At 62.7% G+C, this 14913-nt stretch carries 16 protein-coding genes; 10 read left to right on the top strand and 6 right to left on the bottom strand.

Annotation, left to right across the window (positions count from 1 at the left end; all coding sequences use genetic code 11):
- Window positions 1-25 precede the first annotated feature (25 nt).
- On the bottom strand, window positions 26-769 hold the full coding sequence (gene mepA, locus OC537_RS07630; RefSeq protein WP_262110655.1) for a penicillin-insensitive murein endopeptidase: 744 nt from the start codon (window positions 767-769) through the stop codon (window positions 26-28).
- A gap of 163 nt (window positions 770-932) precedes the next feature.
- Here mepA and OC537_RS07625 point away from each other — a divergent pair, with 163 nt between their 5' ends.
- Window positions 933-1475 carry a hypothetical protein gene (locus OC537_RS07625; RefSeq protein WP_262110654.1) on the top strand — a complete coding sequence of 181 codons (543 nt, stop codon included), beginning with the start codon at window positions 933-935 and terminating at the stop codon, window positions 1473-1475.
- Between the two features lie 211 nt (window positions 1476-1686).
- Entirely contained in the window at window positions 1687-1965 is a 279-nt protein-coding gene (locus OC537_RS07620; RefSeq protein ID WP_081805676.1) for an RNA recognition motif domain-containing protein, read from the top strand.
- Window positions 1966-2041: 76 nt separating this feature from the next.
- On the opposite strand, the gene OC537_RS07615 is transcribed toward OC537_RS07620, so the two are convergent.
- Window positions 2042-2941, bottom strand: a complete 900-nt coding sequence (locus OC537_RS07615; protein WP_262110653.1) for an aldo/keto reductase family oxidoreductase — start codon at window positions 2939-2941, stop codon at window positions 2042-2044.
- 178 nt (window positions 2942-3119) lie between these two features.
- Between OC537_RS07615 and OC537_RS07610 the strand changes: the two genes are divergently transcribed.
- The 3 genes from OC537_RS07610 to ltaE all read left to right on the top strand — a co-directional run bounded on the left by OC537_RS07610 (window position 3120) and on the right by ltaE (window position 5412).
- Window positions 3120-3527 carry a transcriptional regulator gene (locus tag OC537_RS07610; protein ID WP_025327205.1) on the top strand — a complete coding sequence of 136 codons (408 nt, stop codon included), beginning with the start codon at window positions 3120-3122 and terminating at the stop codon, window positions 3525-3527.
- A 74-nt stretch (window positions 3528-3601) separates the two neighbouring features.
- On the top strand, window positions 3602-4309 hold the full coding sequence (locus tag OC537_RS07605; RefSeq protein WP_262110652.1) for an SDR family oxidoreductase: 708 nt from the start codon (window positions 3602-3604) through the stop codon (window positions 4307-4309).
- A gap of 86 nt (window positions 4310-4395) precedes the next feature.
- The gene (gene ltaE, locus OC537_RS07600; protein WP_262110651.1) at window positions 4396-5412 is read left to right on the top strand and encodes a low-specificity L-threonine aldolase; all 1017 of its coding nucleotides are present in this window, start codon (window positions 4396-4398) and stop codon (window positions 5410-5412) included.
- 66 nt (window positions 5413-5478) lie between these two features.
- Here ltaE and OC537_RS07595 read toward each other — a convergent pair whose 3' ends face one another.
- The 4 genes from OC537_RS07595 to OC537_RS07580 all read right to left on the bottom strand — a co-directional run bounded on the left by OC537_RS07595 (window position 5479) and on the right by OC537_RS07580 (window position 8660).
- Window positions 5479-5910 (bottom strand): PAS domain-containing protein, encoded by a 432-nt coding sequence (locus OC537_RS07595; RefSeq protein WP_042650276.1) that lies wholly within the window; start codon window positions 5908-5910, stop codon window positions 5479-5481.
- A 110-nt stretch (window positions 5911-6020) separates the two neighbouring features.
- Entirely contained in the window at window positions 6021-7043 is a 1023-nt protein-coding gene (locus tag OC537_RS07590; protein ID WP_262110650.1) for a response regulator, read from the bottom strand.
- A gap of 46 nt (window positions 7044-7089) precedes the next feature.
- Window positions 7090-8034: a LysR family transcriptional regulator gene (locus OC537_RS07585; protein ID WP_106886601.1), complete on the bottom strand. Its 945-nt coding sequence runs from the start codon at window positions 8032-8034 to the stop codon at window positions 7090-7092.
- A gap of 77 nt (window positions 8035-8111) precedes the next feature.
- Entirely contained in the window at window positions 8112-8660 is a 549-nt protein-coding gene (locus OC537_RS07580) for a DUF2982 domain-containing protein (RefSeq protein WP_234571021.1), read from the bottom strand.
- Between the two features lie 322 nt (window positions 8661-8982).
- Here OC537_RS07580 and OC537_RS07575 point away from each other — a divergent pair, with 322 nt between their 5' ends.
- The 5 genes from OC537_RS07575 (at window position 8983) to OC537_RS07555 (ending at window position 14904) form a co-directional block, all read left to right on the top strand.
- Window positions 8983-10923: a putative bifunctional diguanylate cyclase/phosphodiesterase gene (locus OC537_RS07575; RefSeq protein ID WP_163157413.1), complete on the top strand. Its 1941-nt coding sequence runs from the start codon at window positions 8983-8985 to the stop codon at window positions 10921-10923.
- Between the two features lie 153 nt (window positions 10924-11076).
- Window positions 11077-12639: an AbgT family transporter gene (locus OC537_RS07570; protein ID WP_042650274.1), complete on the top strand. Its 1563-nt coding sequence runs from the start codon at window positions 11077-11079 to the stop codon at window positions 12637-12639.
- Window positions 12640-12706: 67 nt separating this feature from the next.
- On the top strand, window positions 12707-13432 hold the full coding sequence (nfsA, locus tag OC537_RS07565; protein ID WP_262110649.1) for an oxygen-insensitive NADPH nitroreductase: 726 nt from the start codon (window positions 12707-12709) through the stop codon (window positions 13430-13432).
- 159 nt (window positions 13433-13591) lie between these two features.
- The gene (locus OC537_RS07560; protein ID WP_042650272.1) at window positions 13592-14356 is read left to right on the top strand and encodes a hypothetical protein; all 765 of its coding nucleotides are present in this window, start codon (window positions 13592-13594) and stop codon (window positions 14354-14356) included.
- Window positions 14350-14904 (top strand): VOC family protein, encoded by a 555-nt coding sequence (locus tag OC537_RS07555; RefSeq protein ID WP_262110648.1) that lies wholly within the window; start codon window positions 14350-14352, stop codon window positions 14902-14904. The genes OC537_RS07560 and OC537_RS07555 overlap by 7 nt, the downstream gene beginning before the upstream one ends.
- Window positions 14905-14913: the final 9 nt, after the last annotated feature.

The raw sequence follows: 14913 nt of genomic DNA, 5'->3' as shown, positions 1-14913 counted from the left end.
ATCGGCTCACCATAGCAGCTTGTGGTCAACCCTCACAACGCCTCGGTAAGACGGGGGCACGGTAGCTCATGGAGACCTTGGGCAGCTGGGGCTTGTCCTTGAGCCAGGAGGCCAGCTCGGCATCGCAACCATTGCCGGGTGGGATGGGGGCCTGGGGCTGGCAATCCGGGCTATTCGCCGGGCAGCGCAACCTGACGTGGAAGTGGCTGAAGTGGCCGACCCAGGGGCGCAGCTTGGCGACCCAGGGTGCATCGGCCGCCCGTTTGCACACCTCGGCCTTGATGACGGGGTTGACGAAGATGCGCGCCACCTCGGGCTTGCTGGCGGCGAGGCGCAGCAGATTGAGCTGCTGGGGGCCAAAGCGCCCCGGCAGCATTTTGTAGCTGGGCTCATCGATCAGCGCCCACTCCTTGGGGGCGTCCTGCTCCCATTTGCTGATGGGGCGGTTTGCCATCCGGAACCAGATGTCGGCGTCGAGGCCGGTCTGGTGGCTGCGATGGCCCGAGGTGAAGGGGCCGCCCCGCGCCATGGCGAGATCGGCGATATAGAGATCCGGCATGCCGGCCAGCCTGGTCTGGTTGGCCAGGCCCTGCAGGTAATGAATGAGATCGGGGTGACCGTAATAGCGCAGCCGCTTGGTGCGGATCACCTGATAGCCGGGTCCCGTCAGCGGCAGGGATACGCCGTTTTTCAGACAACCGGCCGCGTAGCCGCCGATGGCTTCTGCATAGAGGGCGCTGGTGGTGAACAGCAGGGCAGTGGCGAACATGGGACTCCTGAAGATGGCGGGCTCAGACAGCCCCAAGCATACCAAGAGTGGCGGCCAGTCGTCATCCGCGCCGCCGTGCCGGTTGCAACCCATGGGCGGGCTCGAGCACAATGCGGGCCAACACAGGGCGGCAGGGCCGTTTCCATCATGTGAGGAGGATGAAATGAGAGTCAGTGAACTGGCATCGCGGGGGGGAGTGAACTGGCTGATGCCCCCGGCGCGGCGCTTCTACGGGGTCATGATCTGCCTGTTGCTGGCGAGCCTGGGCACTGTGGTGGCCGCGCTCTTGCTGGGGTATCCCGAGATGGGGCTGCTGCCCTGGGTCGGTCTGGTGTTTGGCGGCATAGTGCTGGTGATGATGGTGTTGCCGCGCAACTGGCAGCGCTGGCGGTTGGCGGAGCTCGCCTGGGACGACCATCACCTCTATCTGCTCAACGGCGGCGAAGACAGGGCCCTGGCCCTGCCGAGGGCGGCCCTGGTGGGCATAGAGCGGGATCGCAAGGTGGGGCACGACGGTCAGTGGCTCGACTTCAGCCTGGATCTGGTACTGGATGGGGAAACCCTGGCCGACGCCACCGCCTTGCTGGGGCTGACCCGGGAAGGCACCCATGAGGTGGCCCCCGGTGTCTATCGCTTTGGTTTTAAACGGGCCTGGCATAGCCGCCGTGCCCTGAGCAGCTTGTTGGCCGCGCTGCAACCAGTCTGACTATTTTCTCGACAATTTATCGCAAAGCTCAGATACTCCCTCTGATTCGAATTGATCTTTCCTGCTCCGATAGTCCAAGAGATCAACAACTTGGGCCTCGAGGCAGGGAGTGCCACGGCATGATGCCATGGCTGGTCCGGCAGGGGGGTTGTGCCCTTACTCCAGGTCGGTGGATGCATAGAGAAGGCACCTTGAATCGAGAGTGGATGGCATGAAGATTTACGTAGGTAATCTGTCGTACCGGATGACGGCCGACGAACTGACAAATGTGTTCAGCCAATTTGGGCAGGTAGACAAGGTCGATATCATCATCGATCGCGATACCGGTCAGTCCAAGGGGTTTGGCTTCATTGAAATGCCTGTCAACGGGGATGCCGAGAAGGCCATCGCCGAGTTGCACGGCACCGAAATAGGTGGCCGGACCATCACAGTCAACCAGGCCAAACCGAAGACAGATGCACCTCGTGGTCGCCCCCAGCGCCATCGTTGAATCGTCTCGATAACGAAAAACGGCATGGAGCAATCCATGCCGTTTTTGTTTGCCTCGCGCTCAGTGGCTGGCGGGATCAGGGCACATCGTAACCCAGGGCGGCCTTGCGAATACGGAACCACTGCTGGCGGTTGAGCTGGATGGACTCGGCCGCCACGGCGGCGGCGATCCGCTCCCGCTTGCCCGAGCCGATGAGCGGCAGCGGCTGGCTCGGCAGCATCATCACCCAGGCGTAGACCACCTGCTCTATGTGCTGAGCGCCCACTTCCTGGCGGATCTGCTCGAGCTCGGCCCGCAGCGGGGCATAGGCGGGATCGTTGAACAGCCGTCCGCCACCGAGGCAGGACCAGGCCATGGGCTTGATGCCCAGTTGCTGGCACTGATCCAGGGCGCCATCCAGCGTTCCTTCCTGATGCAGCGGCGAGATCTCCAGCTGGTTGGTGACCAGGGGGAAGGGCAGGCGGGATTGCAGCAGCGAGAACTGGTGGGGCGTGAAGTTGGAGACACCGGCGTGTTTGATCTTGCCCGCCTGCTTGAGACTGATGAAGGCCTCGGCCACCTCGTCGGCATTCATCAGAGGGTCAGGGCGGTGGATCAGCAGCAGATCCAGGTGATCGGTGCCGAGCTTTTGCAAGGAAGCCTCGGCGCTGGCGACGATGTGCTCCTTGCTGGTGTTGTAGTGATTGAGGGCGTGTTCCGGCTTGGCGGTGAGGGCGATGCCGCACTTGCTGACAAGCTCCATCCGGCTGCGCAGGGAGGGCTCCAGACGCAGGGCCTGGCCGAAGGCCTCCTCGCACTGGTAACCGCCGTAGATGTCGGCGTGATCTATGGTGGTGACCCCGAGATCCAGGTGGTATTTCATCAGATCCAGCAGGGCGGCCGGGGAGAGTTGCCACTCCATCAGGCGCCAGTAGCCCATGATGAGGCGGGAGAAGGTGGGGCCTTGATGGTGCAGGGCAAGACGGGATACGGACATGGTGACTCCTCTACGGATAAAGAGACGGACAAATAAAGGCAGAATCAATGCTGCCAGCATCTTGGTCTCTTCTGGCGGACAAGGCAATAATGCCCCCCTCGCGAATTCGAACTATGGTTCTGACCGACACAGGGGCCCGGGCGCAGAGACGGGCCAAAAAGACGATGGAGAGGGTGTGATGGAAGGATTTGCCGCCAGGCTGCAGAGCCTGATCGGGGAGGGCAGCGTCAGCGCCTTCGCCCGCAAGGTGGGCCTGAGTGAGGCCCTGATCCGCAAGTATCTGAAAGGGGCCGAGCCCGGTCTTGGCAAGGCGAACCAGATCGCCATGGGGGCCAACTGCTCCCTGGAGTGGCTCGCCACCGGCTGCGGTTACCTCTATCGCCAGGCCGAGGTGGTGGACAGGGACGCGCTGGCGGCGGCGGGGGCGCTGGTGCAGGAGAAGCTCCCCGGCCAGCCGCTGCCGGACGAGCAGCATCTGGTGACCCTGCTCGCCTATTACCAGTTCCTGCGCAGCCACAAGCAGGCGGACGGTTTTCTGGATCTGGCGCGGGCGCGGGAGTTCGGCCGCCATCTGGCAGAGGCCTGAGGCCGCCGGGGTCCCCGGCAGGGCGCCATTCTTCTGATACCCTCTAAGCAATGGACAAATCCAAGGACACGCAGATGAGTTATCTGATCCTGGGCAGTGGCGGATTGGGGGGGGCCCTGGCCCATGAACTCGCCAGCCGTGGCGAAGAGTGGTTGCTGGCGGGCAGGCAGTTGCCAAAAGGGCTGGATCCTGCCTGCTATTTCCCGTTGCAGGAGGTGGACCCGCTCTCCTTCGAGGCTCTGTTCACCCTCTATGACGCCACCACATTGCCGAGGGTGGTGATCAACACCATAGGTCTGCTGCACGATCTCAATCACATGCCGGAGCGGCGGGTGGAGGAGGTGAGCCCCCAGTGGCTTGGGGAGAGCCTGCAGGTCAATGCCTGGCCCCACCTGGCCCTGGGGGCCAGCCTGAGCCGGCTCATGACCCCCGAGAGCCGGCTGTGGCTCTGCTCTCTCTCGGATCTGGCGGGCAGCCTGGGGACGGGCAACCTGGAGGCCGTCGGGCGCTACAGCTACCGGATGAGCAAGGCGGCCCTCAACATGGGGGCCAGGATCCTGGCCGCCGAGTGGGCCGAGCGCTTCCCCGGCGCCGGCGTCATCACGGTTCACCCCGGGCTCATGGATACCCCCATGCAGCAACCCTTCCGGCAGGGGCTTGACCCGGCCCTGTTGCAGGATCCCGCCCTGGTGGCACCGCAGTTGCTGGATCTCCTGGCCTCGCTGACACTGGCGCACTCCGGCCGTTTCGTGGACTTGCGCGGCCAGCCGCTGCCCTGGTGAGCCGCCGGGCTCACATTCCCGCCCCCCATCCCTTGCCAGCATGATGCCGGCTGGTTAATGTCATGCTCCTGCATCAGGAGGATGACATGCGCTATATCGATTTACGAAGTGATACCGTGACCCAACCCACGGAAGCCATGCGCCAGAGCATGCTGCATGCCGAGGTGGGCGATGATGTCTACGGGGAAGATCCCAGCATCAATGCGCTCGAGCACAAAGGTGCCGAACTGCTGGGCAAAGAGGCGGCACTGTTCGTGCCATCCGGCACCATGTCCAACCTGCTGGCGATGATGAGCCACTGCCAGCGCGGGGAAGGGGCCGTGCTGGGTTCAGCCTCCCACATCTATCGCTACGAGGCGCAGGGCTCTGCCGTGCTGGGCTCGGTGGCCCTGCAGTCTGTCCCCATGCAGGCCGACGGTACCCTGGCGCTGAGCGACGTGCGGGCCGCCATTGCCCCCGATGACGCCCACTTCGTCCAGACCCGGCTGGTGTGCCTTGAAAATACCCACAATGGCAAGGTGCTGCCGCTGCATTACCTGCGCGAGATGCGCGACTTTGTGGATGAGCACGGCTTGCTGTTGCACCTGGACGGGGCCCGCCTCTTCAATGCGGTGGTGGCGAGCGGCGAGCCGGTCGCGGCGATAGCGGCCCCCTTCGACAGCATCTCCGTCTGCCTCTCCAAGGGGCTGGGGGCGCCGGTCGGTTCATTGCTGGTGGGCTCCCATGGCTTCATCGCGCGGGCAAGACGGCTGCGCAAGATGCTGGGGGGCGGCATGCGTCAGGGGGGGATCCTGGCCCAGGCCGCCCTGTTTGCCCTGGATCAGCACGTCACCCGGCTGGCGGACGATCATCGCCGCGCCAGACGCCTGGCTGAGGGGTTGGCCCCCTTGCCCGGCATAGCGCTCAATATGGAAGAGGTGCAGACCAACATGGTGTTCCTGCGCTTGACCCGGGGGGATCCCGCCACCTTGCTCGGCTTCATGAAGGAGCGCGGCATCCTCTTCTCCGGCTATGGAGAGCTGAGGCTGGTGACCCATCTGCAGATCACCGATGACGACATCGACGAGGTGATAGATGCCTTCACCGAGTTCCTGAATGGCTGAGCCTGATCTGCATGAAGCGAAGAAGGGCGCCTGATGGCGCCCTTCTTGTGTCTCTGTGCCGAAGAATCACCCCTGGCGCTGGCCCGTGATCAGCATGGCCTCGTCGGTGGCGTCGTAGATCATGATGGCCAGATGGGTGACCTCGCCGCCAAAATCGGCCAGGGGCACCAGAGTCAGGTTCTGGTACATGTGGGGTGCCGAGCCCGTGATGGGGCGATAGTTGGAGAAGCGCAGCAGATAGGGGCGCTGCTCCCAGGTGCTGAAGGCGCGGTTGTTGAGCTTGAACACCATGTTCGCCTTGCGTTCCAGCCAGGCCCTGTCGACGTCGGGGAAGAGGTCAAACAACACCTGATCCCGCACTTCGCCGGCCAGTCGGCCGCTGTGGCTCTCCATGAAGCCGTTCCATACCTGAACCCGGTAGCCCTTGTCGAGCACGACCAGCCCCACGTCCAGGTTCTGGACTATGTTCATCAGCCAATGAAATTCCCGGATTTCCATGGTCACTCCTGGTGCCTGAGCCTGTGTTGTTGATGCTGCAAGGTGCTGATTGGCAACCGTTAGAGCATATGCATGAACTTGTTACTGATGCTGGCGATGGGATAACACCGCTAGAGCATATGCATGATCTTGTTGTTCATGGTGGCGATGGAGTCTTCGGTGAAGAGCAGCAGCAGGTCGCACTGCACCGCATACCCCTGCACCCGGTAGTTGATCTCGATGGCCAGGGTGCGGCGCCAGCGACTCTGGTTGGTGCGAATGAGATCCCTAATGGGCCTGTGCTGACCGAGTACCACGGGATGGCCCTGGCTGAAGGGGGTGTCGAGCTGGTTGGCATAACCGCGCAGGAAGGCCCCGATCAAGACGTTGGCGGTATCCATCAGCAGTTCCAGTTCGGCGTTGTGATCCAGCACCCCCTGATGGTTCATCAGGCGTGCCAGATCCTGGAAGCTGGCATCGTGAAACAGCAGGAGCGCCTCGCCGGCGATACCGGCCCCGATGAACCCCTGGCAGACGGCGGAGAGGGTATCCGACTCGGCGGCGGCCGAGAGGGCCATGTGCAGCTCGGAGACCTCCAGCACGTTGACGTTGGGGATGGGCAGCAGCACGAAGGCATCCAGCAGGCGAGCCAGCAGATCGGCCCCCTGGCCCATGGCGACGTTGGCGAGCTCCTGATAGACATCCCGCAGCTCGGGGGTGAACTGGATGGTGCTCTCGAGGGGGGCGTGACCGGCGGTGGCAAGGGCGGGTGCGGCGGTCGGGTGGGGCGCCGCTTGCCACAAGCCGTGGCGGCTGAGCAGGGCGAGCAGGCTCTCCGGTGAGGCCGGTTTCTTGATGAAATCGAGGGCCCCGAGGGCCATGACGCGGGCGTGGGCTTCCGGCTGGATGTCGCCGGAGACCACAATCACCTTGCTGCGCAGTCCCTCGCGCTTGAGGGTCTCCAGCACGCCATAGCCGTCCATCTCCGGCATGGTCAGATCGAGAAAGATCAGATCGCCGTGGCCCATCAGGATCTGTTCAACCCCTTCCAGGCCGTCAGCGGCCTGATGCAGGGTGACATTCCAGCCGGCAGGCAGGGCGCGCATCAACTGCTTGCGAGCGAACCCCGAGTCATCACATATCAATACATTCATAGTGTTAGCCGACCTGTGCAACGAGGATTGCGCTAAGTGTGGGCGATCAACCGTCAGATGCAACGGGCAGTGGCATGGCCGGCAAAAATTGATCGTCCCGCTGATGATGGCGATAGCGTGCAGAGTATTTCTCGACGAAATCGGCAAACATCTTAACACGCAACGGGGTGAACTGGGGCTGGCAATGGAGCATGTAGAAGGGGCGCTTGCCCGACTGCCAGTCCGGCAGCACGGCGACCAGCTGCTCGTCTTGCAGAAAGGGGTGCACATAATGCAGGGGGGCATTGACGATGCCGAGGTGGCGCCGGGCCGCCCGCACGGCGGCCTGGGTCTGGTTGACGTTCAGGCGCGGTGTCCGCTTGACCTGCACCGTCTGCTGGTCCCGCCCGCTCAGTTGCCAGTGCTGGTGGGGCCAGCAGTAGATGAGATCGTGCTCTTCCAGCTGCGCCGGGTGGGAGGGGATGCCCATCTTCTCCAGATAGAGAGGGGAGGCAAACAGGCCGTACTCGATGTGGCCGAGGCAGAGGGCATTGGGCAGGGTCTGGGAGAGCTCGCCGTTGAAAAACACCAGATCCCTGTCCTGATCACAGAGGGGGGCGTGATCGTTGGTCTGGCTGATGTCGAACTGCACCCCGGGATAGCGCAGACCGAAGTCAGCCAGCATGTCGACCAGTATGGTATTGGAGAGGGCGATGGGCGCGGCGAGGCGGATGAGGCCGCTGATGTCCCTCTCCTGGCCCTGGATCTCGCCGGTCGCCTGTTCGATTTCGGCCAGCGGCGTGCACAGGCGCTCGTAATAGCGCAGCCCCTCGTCGGTGAGGCGCAGCTTGCGGGTGGATCTGTGCAGCAAGGCGCACCCGAGCTGTTCTTCCAGTTGTGAAATGCGTCGACTGATGGTGCCGGTCGGCATGCCCAGCGCGGCGGCGGCGTGGGAGAAACCGCCCTCTTGCACCACCTTGACGAACAGATAGAACTCTTCGATGTACTTCATAAGCGGCTTAGGGGGTGTTTGTAACAAGCCCGTGACCTTATGAAGAGTCGCCAGGCTTGGCAAGCGCAATCCGGCGTTTAATTGATCTGGATTAGATTCGACTCGCGCTGGTACTGATTGAGCAAATGGACGAAGTCGGCGGGGGGCCGGTCCAGGCTGTTGTCCGGCACCAGGAGATCATAACCCAGCAGATCCCGCAGTCTGGCCATGCGGTTGCCCAACATGGCGATCACCCCATCGTACTGCTGGCCTGAGGGGGAGCGAAAGCGGCTCTCCTCCAGCAGCCCCTCGCCCAGCAGCCCGCTGCCGCAGCCTCCGGTGAGGCAGTCGGGGCGCTCGCTGCTGATGGCCTGCAACAGCACGGCGCGCTGCTCGGTCAGCAGGCGAACGGCCAGCCTGGGTGTGATCAGCGTCAAAAAATCGTCGTAATCCTTAATCTTCAAGCCAATGTAGGGCAGGGGCACCAGATCCCACCCTAAATGGATACGTGGTTGGTCAATTCGCTGAATATTTCTCCATTTCAGGATCCAGCCACCGTACTTATGGTGATATTGCAGACAATCCTGACACAGGGAGAGACTAAAATGAGGCTCAGCCAGTTTCAGCGCCCCGACAAGAATTGTCATCAGACCAGTCAGCAGGAGGAAGATGACCGGCATTAGTAGTTGTTCAGGAAAGAAAAAAAGTATAAAAATCATAGCAATGGTTATGACCATGCCCAACAATACCAGTGTGAGCCCATTTCTTCTGACCATGGGGATCACATGTAGCGTTTTCATATGATTTCGGCCCTTTTTCACCTGCCTGTTTCCAGATTATGGGTCGGAACGGATTTTGTACCAGCACGGACGCGTTTGCCAAAGACGGGTCCAGGCTGGTTCTGCCATGAGCTTTCAGCATGAATCATCACGCAACATGAATACGCTAGACGAACGCCTGCTTACCGCGATGGACGTGCTCCATACGCCCATCTGGGTCTATGACATCCAGCGTCACCACATTTACTGGGCCAATGGCTCCGCCCTGGGGTTGTGGGAGGCGAGCTCCCTGGCCGAGCTGCAATCCCGCGACTTCTCGGCCGACATGGCCGCCGCCATCGATCTGCTGTTGCAGCGTTATCTCGGTGATTTTCAACAGGATCGCAGTTACAACGAGTGGTGGACCCTCTCCCCCAAGGGGGTCAAGAAGCAGGTCTATCTGCGCCTCTCCGGGATCCAGCTCGCCGGGCGCCAGATGATGATGACAGAGGCGGTCATCGATGCCGATACCCTCTATCAGGAGTCCTCCCTCGCCACCGGCGATACCCTGGCCTGCCTGTTCGACAACGAGGGGGCTCTCGAGAGCGGCAACCACCACTTCGACATGTGCTTCGGCACCGGTATCACTCGGCTGGCCCAGGTCTTCTCCGGTGACGACGAGGCCTTCTACACCCGGCTCTCCCGGGTGGGGGAGGTGGTGGCCGAGGGGGAGTGCCGAACCCAGAAGGGGATGCGCTGGTTCCAGTATCAGTTCCGCCACATCCAGCAGGGTGCGCGGATCTTGCTGACCATGCGGGACATCACGGATCGCAAGCTCGAGGAGCTCGAACACCGTCACCTGGCCTGGCACGACTCCCTCACCGGCCTGCTCAATCGCTACGGCCTGATGAAGTCCCTCGAGGCCTACTGCGGCCTGGGGGGGCGCTTTGCCCTGGTGTTCATGGACTTGGACAACTTCAAGCTGGTCAATGACAACTATGGCCACAAGGCGGGGGATCGCCTGCTGGAGCGGGTGGCCGGCCGGCTCAAGCAGATCTGCCCGCGGGACGTGGAGCTGGCGCGCCTCGGCGGGGACGAGTTCACCGCCCTGGTGCCCCTCAGTCAGGCCAGCGAGCGGGCGCAGGAGGTGGCGGATCTCATGCTCTCCCAGATGAGCAAGCCGCTGCAGCTGAGCGGGGTGCCCGAGGTCACCATAGGCGGCAGCATCGGCATCGCCATCTATCCGGACGACGCGGACGACGGGGACAACCTCATCACCCGCGCCGACATGGCCATGTACCAGGCCAAGCAGATGGGGCGCCTGCGCTGGCAGCGCTTCACCCCCAGCATGCAGCAGAGCCTGCACCGCAAGCTGACCCTGAAGCAGTTTCTGGCCAAGGCCGTCGGCCGGGGGGAGCTGAGCCTGCGCTATCAACCCCAGGTGGACGTGGCCCAGGGCAAGCTCATCGGTCTGGAGGCCCTGCTGCGCTGGTACAACCCCGTGCTCGGGCACGTCTCGCCGGCGGAGTTCATTCCGCTGGCCGAAGAGATGGGGCTCATTCGTGAAATAGGGAGCTGGGTGCTCGCCACCGCCTTGGCCCAGATGGGGGAGTGGCAGCGCCAATGGCAGGTGCGGGTGCCGGTGTCGGTCAACCTCTCCGGCTTCCAGCTCTCCGCCTCCCTGCCGGGGCAGGTGGCGCAGCAGCTCAGGGAGTCCGGGGTCGAGGCGGGCCTGCTGACGCTGGAGCTGACCGAAACCGTGCTGATGCTGGACATGAAGGGCTGCATCGAGATCCTCGACGCCCTGAGCGAGCAAGGGATCAAGATCGCCATCGACGATTTTGGTACCGGCTACTCGTCGCTCGCCTACCTCAACCGTCTGCCCATCGACACCATCAAGCTGGATCGCTCCTTCGTGGTGGGGCTGAACCTGCCGGTGATCCGGGCCACCGTGGCCATGGCCACCAGTCTGGGGCTCGGGATCCTGGCGGAAGGGGTGGAGGACGAGCACGAGCTGGCGGCCCTGCGGGCCCAGGGCTGTCACGTCTTCCAGGGGTTCCTGTTCAGCCCTCCCATGACCCCGGAGGAGGTGGCGGCGGCAGGCTTCGGGATCCGGTGCAAGCTTGGTCACTATCCGCTGATCGGCGGCTGATCCCGCCGCTGACAATGTGCGGCATGTCCCATTTCAGGAGCGCGACATGCCAAATTAAACATAATTAATCGAATTTTTGTCTCATATCATGGGATTCATTAGACGTTATCGCTAGTATGCGCGCTCATTCCTTGGTAATGGAGTATCACCATAATGAGTCAAGCCGCAGTGAACGAGCGTCCGGCCAGTCCCAATGGCTGGTTGAACCGCTTCCTGAATGGGGTCGAGAAGGCGGGCAACAAGCTGCCGGATCCCGCCATGTTGTTCCTCTATGCCTTGCTGATCGTCTGGGTCGGCTCCTGGATAGGCTCCCAGTTCTCCTTCGATCTGGTCAACCCCCGAACCGGGGAGGCCGTGGTGGTCAACAACCTGTTGACCGGGGCAGGGCTGGCCGAGTTTCTCGCCAGCATGGTCACCACCTTCACTGGCTTTGCGCCGCTCGGCATAGTGCTGGTGGCCATGCTGGGGGTCGGGGTGGCCGAGCAGTCCGGCTTCATCAACACCGGCCTGAAGAAGCTGCTCAAGGTGACGCCAGCGCGCTTCCTGACCCCCATGCTGATCCTGGTGGCCATTGTCAGCCATACGGCGGCAGATGCGGGCTATGTGCTGGTGATCCCCATCGGCGGCATCATCTTCCACGCGGCGGGCCGTCATCCGCTGGCGGGCATAGCCGCCGCCTTTGCCGGGGTCTCCGGCGGCTTTGCCGCCAACTTCCTGCCCTCCGGCGGGGATGCCCTGCTGCAGGGGTTCACCCAGTCGGCGGCCCAGCTGCTCGATCCCGACTACATGGTCAACACCCTGTGCAACATCATCTTCACCGGCGCCTCCTCCCTGCTGATCATCTGTGTGGGCTGGTTTGTCACCGAGAAGATAGTGGAGCCGCGCCTCAAGCAGGTGCCCCTCAACGAGGATCTGGAGAGTGCCGACGAGATGGGGCGCTACAGCGCGCAGGAGAGCCGGGCCTTCAACTGGGCCGGGTTTGCCATGCTGGCGGCCGTGGTGCTGCTGGGGCTGGCCCTGTCCCCGGACGACTCGCCGATGCGGGCACCGGATGGATCGCTCACCACCTTCGCGGCACCCGTGATGAAGTCCATAGTGCCCCTCATCTTCCTGCTCTTCATCCTGCCCGGCATCGTCTACGGCTTCGTGGCGGGGAGCTTCAAGAGCGGCAAGGACGTGATCGATGCCATGTCGGCCACCATGAACAAGATGGGCTCCTACATGGTGATGGCCTTCTTCTGCGCCCTCTTCATCAAGGCGTTTGGTGACTCCAACCTGGGAACCCTGCTGGCCCTCTCCGGCGCCGAGGTGCTCCACGCCCTGGCGCTGCCGGGGGAGGTGACCATAGTCGGCATGATACTGCTCACCGCCAGCGTCAACCTGGTGGTGGGCTCGGCCTCGGCCAAGTGGGCCCTCATCAGCCCCATCCTGGTGCCCATGCTGATGGCGGTGGGGATCTCCCCCGAGCTGACCCAGGCGGCCTATCGGGTGGGGGATTCCGCCTCCAACATCATCACCCCGCTGATGGTGTTCTTCCCCCTGGTGGTGGTCTATTGCCAGCAGTATGTGAAGAGCACCGGCATCGGCACCCTGGTCTCCATGATGCTGCCCTACTCCCTGGCCTTCCTGGTGAGCTGGACCTGCTTCCTGCTGCTCTACTGGGCGCTGGGCTTCCCGCTCGGGCTGCAGGCCCCCTATGTGTATCCTGCCCCTTGAGGGTGACGAGGGGCCTTGGGCCCCTCGCTTTTTTTGGGTACAGTGTGACCTTCATTTTGGAGGCACCATGAACCCGACCATAGATCTCATCCTTTCCCATCGCTCCATTCGTCAGTTCACCCCAGAGCCCATCAGCGCCTCGCAGCTCGATCAGATACTGAGCGCCGCCCAGAGCGCCTCCAGCTCCAGCTTCCTGCAGGCAAACAGCCTCATCCGGGTGACCGACAAGGGGCTGCGCGCCACCCTGGCCGAGCTGGCCGGGCACCAGGCCTATGTGGCCGAGGCGGCGGAGTTCCTGCTGTTTTGCGCCGACTATCAACGCCACAGCCAGATAGTGCCGGACGCCCAGACCGGCTTCGTGGAGCAGCTCATGATAGGCGCCATCGACGGAGCCCTGATGGCCCAGAATGCCCTGCTGGCGGCCCAGTCTCTGGGCCTTGGCGGCGTCTACATCGGCGGCATTCGCAACAACCCGGCCGCGGTGAGCGAGCTGCTGGGGCTGCCCCATCAGGTGATCCCGCTGTTCGGCCTCTGCCTTGGCCATCCCGCCCAGCAGCCGGAGCAGAAGCCCAGGCTGCCCCGCGCGCTGGTGGTGCACGAGAATCGCTATCCAGAGACACTCGATCGCGCCCTGCTGGCGCAATACGACAGCCAAATCCACGACTACTACCTGGCCCGCAGCAGCAACAACAAGGTGCAGACCTGGAGCGGACAGATCAAGGCGATCCTCGGCAAGGAGGCGCGTCCCTTCATGCTGGGCTTCCTCCAGTCGAAGGGGTTTTGCCTCAAGTAATGGGGGCGGCGGGCGATATGGAGCATGAGGCCCCGGCCATCGCCATCGCCGCGGCTCCCTTGCGTTGTTGTGAGGCAAGGTGCGATCTGGGCGCTACCCTATGCGGGTAAGCTGTTGTAGGATCACGCAATTGGATTGGGACAGGAGTGTGAATACCCTATGATTTTAACCTTGATATTGCTGTCGATTGGCGCACTCCTGTTTCTGGTCATCGCCTATAACGTGGTGCAGCAATACAAACAGAAAGCGGAAGCCGACAAGCGCCAGGCCATCGCCCGCCACAAGGCCGTGGCGGACGAGACGGAGGAGGTGCTGTTGAACGTCAACCTGGTGCCCTTCTCCAAGAACATGGTGCTGCTGCTGCAACACAGGATCCTGGATGCCTACCGCGCCATAGTGCAGGTCATGCCTAACCCCCAGGTAAAACAGCGCATCATCGACGTCCAGACCCAGATCAAGAATGTGCAGGAGAACTACAGCAGTCAGGACGAGGGGCACTTCAAGACCCCTGAGTCCGACCGTCAGGCGATCCAGATGTTGCAGCTGGCCAAGAAGATGCGGGCCGTGCTGCGGGTCGAGCACAACAAGGGCAAGATAGATCCCCAGGGGTTTGCCCAGGAAGATCGCCGCCTCGAGCTGATGCAGCTCAAGATCAACATCGCCAACCTGATCAAGCGGGCCATGGATGCCCAGATCCAGGGGCAGTACGGCACCTGCCGTCAGCTCTATACCAAGGGGCTCGGCGCCCTGGCCAATGTCTCCGACAAGGACCCTTACCTGCTGGCGCGGGAAGAGGACATGCGCCAGGGGATGCGCCAGCTGGAAGAGCATCTGCAGCAGCACAGCGAGAAGGAGCTGCAAAACATCAAGGACAAAGAAGCGGACGAGCTCGATGTCCTGTTCCAACCCAAGAAGAAATGGTGATCATGTCTCATCCACTGGATACCACACTGGGGCCCATGGCCCCATTCGTTTGCCAACTGCTCACTGAAATGCACGCCCTCATGGGGGAGTGCGATGCCCCTGTGGTGGATCATCTCTGTTACCGCGCCGCCAGCTTGCCGGAATACCTGGCCCTGAAAGAGACGCTGGCGCGCCATGGGGTGCTGCTGGTGGAGGGGATGATAGGGGGCCGCCCCATCGCCACCTATCGCCTGCATCAGCCCGTCTGCTGGCAGCAGGTCACAGTCCCTTGCATCGAGCTGGCCGCCCCCAAGGCGGGCCGCGCCCATCAGGCGGGGCTGGAGCACATAGAGCTGGTGGTGCCCTCACTGCCGGCGCTGGTGGCCGCGCATCCCGGGCTTGCGTTCAAGACAGCCAACATGGACGACGGGCGCAACCCTGATGTGGGGCTGATGCTGCCGTCGGGGCAAATCAAGTTTCATCTGCGCCCTTTGAGCGAGGTGATCGACGAGGAGCTGCACACAGGTGCCGTGGTGCCGGTGCCGGCGGACTATTACGACGCCCAGTGAGTCGAGGGC

Source organism: Aeromonas sp. Marseille-Q5825, from assembly GCF_946892685.1.
GTDB lineage: Bacteria > Pseudomonadota > Gammaproteobacteria > Enterobacterales > Aeromonadaceae > Aeromonas > Aeromonas rivipollensis.
The sequence above is the reverse complement of the archived record's forward strand: the minus strand, read 5'-3'. Positions and strand labels throughout refer to the sequence as shown.

Bases quoted from the DNA above. Each gene is read 5' to 3' on its own strand.
- mepA (WP_262110655.1), bottom strand. From the start codon at position 769: ATGTTCGCCACTGCCCTGCTGTTCACCACCAGCGCCCTCTATGCAGAA.
- OC537_RS07625 (WP_262110654.1), top strand. From the start codon at position 933: ATGAGAGTCAGTGAACTGGCATCGCGGGGGGGAGTGAACTGGCTGATG.
- OC537_RS07620 (WP_081805676.1), top strand. From the start codon at position 1,687: ATGAAGATTTACGTAGGTAATCTGTCGTACCGGATGACGGCCGACGAA.
- OC537_RS07615 (WP_262110653.1), bottom strand. From the start codon at position 2,941: ATGTCCGTATCCCGTCTTGCCCTGCACCATCAAGGCCCCACCTTCTCC.
- OC537_RS07610 (WP_025327205.1), top strand. From the start codon at position 3,120: ATGGAAGGATTTGCCGCCAGGCTGCAGAGCCTGATCGGGGAGGGCAGC.
- OC537_RS07605 (WP_262110652.1), top strand. From the start codon at position 3,602: ATGAGTTATCTGATCCTGGGCAGTGGCGGATTGGGGGGGGCCCTGGCC.
- ltaE (WP_262110651.1), top strand. From the start codon at position 4,396: ATGCGCTATATCGATTTACGAAGTGATACCGTGACCCAACCCACGGAA.
- OC537_RS07595 (WP_042650276.1), bottom strand. From the start codon at position 5,910: ATGGAAATCCGGGAATTTCATTGGCTGATGAACATAGTCCAGAACCTG.
- OC537_RS07590 (WP_262110650.1), bottom strand. From the start codon at position 7,043: ATGAATGTATTGATATGTGATGACTCGGGGTTCGCTCGCAAGCAGTTG.
- OC537_RS07585 (WP_106886601.1), bottom strand. From the start codon at position 8,034: ATGAAGTACATCGAAGAGTTCTATCTGTTCGTCAAGGTGGTGCAAGAG.
- OC537_RS07580 (WP_234571021.1), bottom strand. From the start codon at position 8,660: ATGACAATTCTTGTCGGGGCGCTGAAACTGGCTGAGCCTCATTTTAGT.
- OC537_RS07575 (WP_163157413.1), top strand. From the start codon at position 8,983: ATGGACGTGCTCCATACGCCCATCTGGGTCTATGACATCCAGCGTCAC.
- OC537_RS07570 (WP_042650274.1), top strand. From the start codon at position 11,077: ATGAGTCAAGCCGCAGTGAACGAGCGTCCGGCCAGTCCCAATGGCTGG.
- nfsA (WP_262110649.1), top strand. From the start codon at position 12,707: ATGAACCCGACCATAGATCTCATCCTTTCCCATCGCTCCATTCGTCAG.
- OC537_RS07560 (WP_042650272.1), top strand. From the start codon at position 13,592: ATGATTTTAACCTTGATATTGCTGTCGATTGGCGCACTCCTGTTTCTG.
- OC537_RS07555 (WP_262110648.1), top strand. From the start codon at position 14,350: ATGGTGATCATGTCTCATCCACTGGATACCACACTGGGGCCCATGGCC.